Source organism: Pseudomonas sp. 51_B (genome assembly GCF_017491595.1).
GTDB classification, from domain to species: Bacteria; Pseudomonadota; Gammaproteobacteria; order Pseudomonadales; family Pseudomonadaceae; genus Aquipseudomonas; species Aquipseudomonas promysalinigenes.
Genome location: NZ_JAFGYW010000012.1, coordinates 126,203 through 132,372 on the forward strand (window position 1 = coordinate 126,203; position 6,170 = coordinate 132,372).

General features: G+C 59.0%; 5 protein-coding genes. 1 reads left to right on the top strand and 4 read right to left on the bottom strand.

The window, feature by feature from the left end:
* Positions 1-80 precede the first annotated feature (80 nt).
* Positions 81-1,619, bottom strand: a complete 1,539-nt coding sequence (murJ, locus tag J5M56_RS15085) for a murein biosynthesis integral membrane protein MurJ (protein ID WP_060480189.1) — start codon at positions 1,617-1,619, stop codon at positions 81-83.
* Between the two features lie 250 nt (positions 1,620-1,869).
* Here murJ and rpsT point away from each other — a divergent pair, with 250 nt between their 5' ends.
* Positions 1,870-2,148 (top strand): 30S ribosomal protein S20, encoded by a 279-nt coding sequence (gene rpsT / locus J5M56_RS15090; protein ID WP_003247625.1) that lies wholly within the window; start codon positions 1,870-1,872, stop codon positions 2,146-2,148.
* Positions 2,149-2,396: 248 nt separating this feature from the next.
* On the opposite strand, the gene J5M56_RS15095 is transcribed toward rpsT, so the two are convergent.
* The 3 genes from J5M56_RS15095 to J5M56_RS15105 are packed head-to-tail and all read right to left on the bottom strand — an operon-like array spanning position 2,397 to position 5,959.
* Positions 2,397-4,697 carry an MlaD family protein gene (locus tag J5M56_RS15095; RefSeq protein WP_207937241.1) on the bottom strand — a complete coding sequence of 767 codons (2,301 nt, stop codon included), beginning with the start codon at positions 4,695-4,697 and terminating at the stop codon, positions 2,397-2,399.
* Entirely contained in the window at positions 4,690-5,313 is a 624-nt protein-coding gene (locus J5M56_RS15100; RefSeq protein ID WP_060480187.1) for a paraquat-inducible protein A, read from the bottom strand. The genes J5M56_RS15095 and J5M56_RS15100 overlap by 8 nt, the downstream gene beginning before the upstream one ends.
* A complete protein-coding gene (locus J5M56_RS15105) occupies positions 5,300-5,959 on the bottom strand; it encodes a paraquat-inducible protein A (RefSeq protein WP_060480186.1) in 660 nt (219 codons plus the stop codon). The genes J5M56_RS15100 and J5M56_RS15105 overlap by 14 nt, the downstream gene beginning before the upstream one ends.
* Positions 5,960-6,170: the final 211 nt, after the last annotated feature.

The window sequence follows — 6,170 nt, forward strand, 5'->3', positions numbered from 1 at the left end:
ACACCCGGGCGCCGGTGACAGGCAGCAGCGCCCAGGGGTGACATGGAATACGAAAAACCGACGCCTGACCCGCTTTTACCTCAATGCAGGGCCTTGCGGGCGAAATGCCGGGGCCGGAAACCACACACGTACAGGCAACCGAAATAGGTCACCACCCCCGCCGCGATCAATGCACCCAGGCGCAGGAACCGTTCCAGCATGTTGCCTTGCTCCCAGGCTGGCAGGTAGTGCATGCCCAACAGCAGCACCGCTGCCATCAGCGTAACGGCCAGCACCAGCTTGAGCAGGTAGATGGCCCAGCCAGGTTGCGGCTGAAATAGCTGCTGGCTGCGCAGCTTCCAGAACAGCAGACCTGCGTTCAGGCAGGCGCCCAGGCTGATGGCCAGGGCAAGGCCGGCGTGCTGCAGTGGGCCGATCAATGCCAGGTTGAACAGTTGCGTGCAGACCAGGGTGAAGATCGCAATCTTCACCGGGGTACGGATATTCTGCTGCGCATAAAAGCCAGGTGCCAGCACCTTGACCAGAATGATCGCCAGTAGGCCGACCGAGTAGGCGATGAGCGCACGCTGGGTCATCGCGGCGTCGAAAGCGCTGAACTTGCCGTACTGAAACAGTGCCACGGTCAGCGGCTCGGCGAGGATCGCCAGGGCCAGGGTACACGGCAGCACCAACAGAAAGCACAGGCGCAGCCCCCAATCCATGATTCGCGAGTACTCCTCACGGTCCTTGTTGGCATAGGTTTTAGCCAGTGTCGGCAGCAAGATCGTGCCAAGGGCAACGCCCAGTACGCCGGATGGCAGCTCCATAAGGCGGTCAGCGTAATACATCCACGACACTGAGCCGGCCACAAGAAAGGAGGCGAAGATGGTGTTGATGATCAGCGATATCTGGCTCACCGACACCCCAAGGATCGCCGGCAGCATCTGCTTGAGCACACGCCATACCCCGGCATCGCGCAGGTTCAGCCGTGGTAGGACCAGCATGCCGATCTTCTTCAGCGCGGGCAGTTGATACAGCAACTGCGCAAGGCCACCGGCCAGCACCCCCCAGGCCAAGGCCATGATCGGAGGGTTGAAGTAGGGGGTGAGCAGCAGGGCGAAGATGATCATCGCCACGTTGAGCAGGGTTGGGGTGAACGCAGGGACGCTGAACCGGTTCCAGGTGTTGAGGATTGCCCCGGCCAGGGACGACAGCGAAATCAGCAATATATAAGGGAAGGTTACCCGAAGCAGGTCGGTGGTCAGTGTGTATTTTTCGGCGCTGTCGACAAAGCCTGGGGCTGTGGCCCAGACCACCCAGGGCGCTGCGACGATGCCGATGGCCGTGACCAAGGCCAGCACAAGGGTCAGCAGGCCGCTGACGTAGGCAATGAAAGTGCGCGTCGCCTCCTCGCCTTGCTGGGTCTTGTATTCGGCCAGGATCGGCACGAATGCCTGGGAAAACGCCCCTTCGGCGAAGATCCGCCGTAGCAGGTTGGGCAGCTTGAAAGCGATGAAGAAGGCGTCGGTGGCGATACCGGCACCGAAGACGCGGGCCAGAATGGTGTCGCGCACAAAGCCCAGCACCCGCGAAACCATGGTGATGGAGCTGACTGCAGCCAGGGATTTGAGCAGATTCATCGAAAAGATTCACGCCAGGGACAGAGGGCGCTGCCAGACAGCGTCCGAATGTGCGATACTCCCGCGCCTTCGCAGGGGAGCCAAAAATTCCCGAGTTTACAGGTAGCACGGCAGAAAGGAACATTTCCTGCCCGTTACTGCACCACTCGGCGGAACCCTGCAAGTGGCCTTGACATCCGGTCGACTCATCGGCATGATTCGCGGCCTATTTTGTTTGCTATTTACCTAAAGTCTTTCGAGGAGCTCGACGGTGGCCAACACACCTTCCGCCAAGAAACGTGCAAAACAGGCTGAGAAGCGTCGCAGCCACAACGCCAGCCTGCGTTCCATGGTCCGCACCTACATCAAGAATGTAGTCAAAGCCATCGACGCAAAAGACGCCGAAAAAGCGCAAGCCGCTTACGTTCTGGCTGTACCTGTAATCGACCGTATGGCCGATAAAGGCATCATCCACAAGAACAAAGCTGCTCGCCACAAAGGCCGTCTGAATGGCCACATCAAGGCACTGAAAGAAGCTGCAGCTGCCTAAGCGACGTTCTTGTCGAAAAAACCGGCCCTAGGGCCGGTTTTTTTATGCCTGGGATTCAAGCATGCATCGAGATGGCGCGATCCCCGGTGAGGCTTTAGCCGCGAAACATGCAACGCAGTATAGGGAACCGGCTTTGCCGGTGTTCGCGGGTGAGCCCGCCCCCACGTGGGCTGCGCATACTGCTAGGTAAGCACCCCCCAGTGGGAGCCAACTGTCATTGGCCTACCGACCAGCGATGGTTTTGCTCATCACTTGCCGATCGAGATCTTCGGCGCCCACTGCAGCCAGGCATCTTCAGGCTTGTCGAACAAGGCGAAGGTCTGTTGCGGCCGAGCTGGGTTGCCCATCTGATCGCCCTCCGGAGTAGCGAAGGCAATCCCGCCGTCGATCAGTGTTTCAAGCGACTCGGTGCGCACCGTCGCGCCCTTGAACAGCCCCCAGTCAAAGCCGAAACCACTGCTGTTCCAGAACCGGCTGCCACCGCGCACCAGGGCGGCGTAGCGCGGCTCGATCAGGATATGGATCAACACGCGATCTGCGGTCTGGCCCAACTCGAACCCCGTGACTTTACCCACCGCCACCTCGCGATAGGTAACCGGCACACCCGGCTTGATCGAACCACGTCGCGGCGCACTGAGCGTCAGCGGCAGGCCCACTGGCGCGCCAGACACTTCAGGGGCTTGGGCCAGCGCAATGAAGTCACGCTGCGGCCCCCTGTCTTTGACCGCCGGCTGCACCTCAAGGTACTGGCCGCCAATCAGGGTATCGAGGTTCTCGGTACGCACCAGCCCCAACGCCGGCTTCACCACCCAGAACTGCGTACCTTCGCGCGCGATGCGCTCAGCCGCCTCGGTGATCCGCGCTCGCAGTACTACCGCCTGCAAGTCCTTGGTCAAATCCACGCTTTCCACACTGCCCACATCAAGGCCACGAAAGCGAATGGGCGTACCCGCCTTGAGGCCATCAGCGCGATCCACTCTGATGGTTACCAGGGTCCCGGTCCGGTTCACGGCTTCTTGGCTCTCCAACAAGCGGAAGCGCGGTATACGGCGCTTGAGCGCCACATTGGGGGTTGGCGTATCGAAAGCGATCCCGCCGGCCATCAGGGTCTGCAACGATTCACTCTTGATCTTGATACCGGACAGCCCGCCGGTCAGGGTGATGCCGCTGACATTCCAGAACCGCGAAGAGCCGTTGACCAGGTTTTCGTATTCTTTCTCGATATGCACACCAATCAGAATGCGCTTGCTGTTGCGGGCAAATTGGTAGCTCTGCACGCTACCTACCTTGACCTGGCGATACATCACCGGGCTGCCGACTTCCAACGAACCCAGGGTATCGGCGAACAGCACCAAATGCAGGCCAGGGGCCTTGAGGTCCAGCGGTGGTGCTTTGGGGCGGGCCTCGAACTCGCGCTGCGGCTTGGCGCCTTTCTCACCAGGGCGGATTGCGATGTAATTACCTTTGACCAGCGCTTCGAGGCCAGTGATGCCCGCCAGGGAAATCGACGGCTTGACCACCCAGAACTGAGTACCTTCGACCAGGTAATCTTCGGTCAATGGGTCCAGTGTCAGCTCGGCAGTAGCACTGGCCAGGTTGTCCTCCATTTTCAGGGTCTTCAACGAACCGACCTGGATACCCTTGTACATCACTGGCGTGCGTCCAGCCTGCAGGCCCTCGTAATCACTGAGTTTGACCTTGACGCGAATACCGGCCTGGGCCGCATCGAAGTCTTCATATAAGCGAAACGGCAAGCTTGGATCGGTGGGTGGGCTGTCTTTACGGTATTCCGGCGTGGCAAAAGCAATGCCACCTGCCACGATGCTCGACAGTGACTCGCTGCGAACCTTCACCCCAGAGAGATCCGCATCAATACTAATGCCGCTGGCATTCCAGAATCGCGTGTGCTTTCGCACCAGGTTTGCGTAGGCTGGCTCGATGAATACCTTCACCTCGACCGTGCTTTGGTCGTCAGACAGACGATAGCTTTTTACCTTACCAACTTGGATCTGTTTGTAGAATATCGGGCTGTCTCGGTTGAGCGACCCCAGCCGCTCGGCCTTGAGCGTCAGGTGCAAGCCTGGCTCACTGTCCGATAGCGGTGGTGCAACTTTCAGTGCCGTAAACCGCCGGGTCGGCTCACCGTCCCCAGGGCTGACGGCGATGTAGTTGCCCGACACCAGCGTCTCAAGGCCTGAGATACCGGCCAGGCTGACACTAGGCTTGACCAACCAGAACCGGGTGCCCTTGTTCAAATGCAGTTCGGCAGCCTTGTTCATTTCGATGGTGGCAATCACTCCCTGCTTCTCGCCTTGGGCATCGAGCACAAGTTTGGTCACCTTGCCGACCGGCATCCCTTTGAAGATCACCTCGGTCTTGTTGGCGACAATCCCCTCGCCGGTTTCGAAACGGACTTGGATCTCCACGCCCGAGTCGCGATAGGCCTGCCATGCCAGCCAGCCCCCGATCATCAGCGCGATCAATGGCAGGATCCAGATGGCAGACCAGTTGGAGGCAGGACGGGTTTTGGCCATTGGCATGTCACTCATGGTCGTCATCCGACTCCGTGTTATCCCAGATCAGCCGGGGATCGAAAGTTAAAGCAGCGAGCATCGTGAGGATCACCACAGTGGCGAAGGCGACAGCGCCTAAATTGGCTTCGACACTGGCAATGCGGCCGAAATTCACCACTGCCACCAGAATGGCAATGACGAAAATGTCCAGCATGGACCAGCGCCCTATGAATTCGATGAAACGGTACATCAGGATCCGTTGCCGCGCCGACAGCGGCTGGCGCCGCTGAACGGAGTACAGTAAAAGCGCGATCCCTATCAGCTTGAAGGTCGGGACCAGAATGCTGGCGATGAACACCACTGCGGCGATAGGCAACATGCCGTGCTTGAGCAAAGTAATGACGCCAGACATGATGGTGTCGCCGCTACCCTGCCCGAAGGTGCTGACCGTCATGATCGGCAACAGGTTAGCGGGGATATAAAGAATCGAAGCAGTGATCAGCAGCGCCCAAGTGCGGATGATGCTATTGGGGCGCCGCGGGTGCACGATCGCCCCACACCGCGTGCAGGCTTGTGAATCGCCTTCGACTTCCTGGCGATTCAGTTCGTGACATTCATTACAGACCACTATGCCTGCATCAATCGCCCGCATGCAGATCCTCCCCCGACAAAGCGCTCCAGATCTGGTGTGGCGACATCACCACTTCGAGCCAGACCTGAACCAGCAATAGACTGATGAAACAGAACAGGCCCAGGCCAACGGTCAACTCCGCCAAGTCCACAAGCTTGACGATGGCCACCAGCACCCCCATGAAATACACCTCGAGCATGCCCCAGTCGCGCAGGTGGTGATAAATGCGGTAGCACAGCAGTCCATAACTGCGCCCGATATCCAGGCGAATGCTCAGCAGTACAGCCAGCTGACAGAGCAGCTTAAGCAAAGGTACGGCCATGCTGCATAGGAATACCACCACCGCCACGCCCCGCATCTGCGAGTTGTAAAGGCCGAGCACGCCACTCCATACAGTGTCGTCGGAGGTCTGGCCAAGCAGGTGCAGCTGCATGATGGGCAGGAAGTTGGCGGGTATGAACAGCAGCAACGCCGTCAGCACCAGGGCCAGGCTGCGGTTGACCACATTGCGGCGATGGGCATAGAGCTCGTAGCCACAGCGCGGGCATTGGGCTTTTTCGTCATGCTGTAGCACTGGCTTGCGCATGAGCAGGTCGCACTCATGGCAGGCAATCAGCTCGGCCAGTGGCAGCTGCTGCAGAGGTTGAGTCTTGTCGGGGTCGGGCATCTGGGGATTCTGAATAGGTACGTCGGTACTATTCTAGTGTTCCCAGCTGCAAAAGTGGGAGACGGCTCACCCCTGTCGTGAAAGCAGAAAAGACAAAACCCCTACCTGCATGCGCAGATAGGGGTTTTGCGAAATGAATCTTGACGATGACCTACTCTCACATGGGGAAACCCCACACTACCATCGGCGATGCATCGTTTCACTACTGAGT

What these genes read in the sequence shown, in the direction of transcription:
- J5M56_RS15095 (WP_207937241.1), bottom strand. Translation starts at nt 4,697, where the DNA reads ATGAGTGACATGCCAATGGCCAAAACCCGTCCTGCCTCCAACTGGTCT.
- J5M56_RS15100 (WP_060480187.1), bottom strand. Translation starts at nt 5,313, where the DNA reads ATGCGGGCGATTGATGCAGGCATAGTGGTCTGTAATGAATGTCACGAA.
- J5M56_RS15105 (WP_060480186.1), bottom strand. Translation starts at nt 5,959, where the DNA reads ATGCCCGACCCCGACAAGACTCAACCTCTGCAGCAGCTGCCACTGGCC.
- murJ (WP_060480189.1), bottom strand. Translation starts at nt 1,619, where the DNA reads ATGAATCTGCTCAAATCCCTGGCTGCAGTCAGCTCCATCACCATGGTT.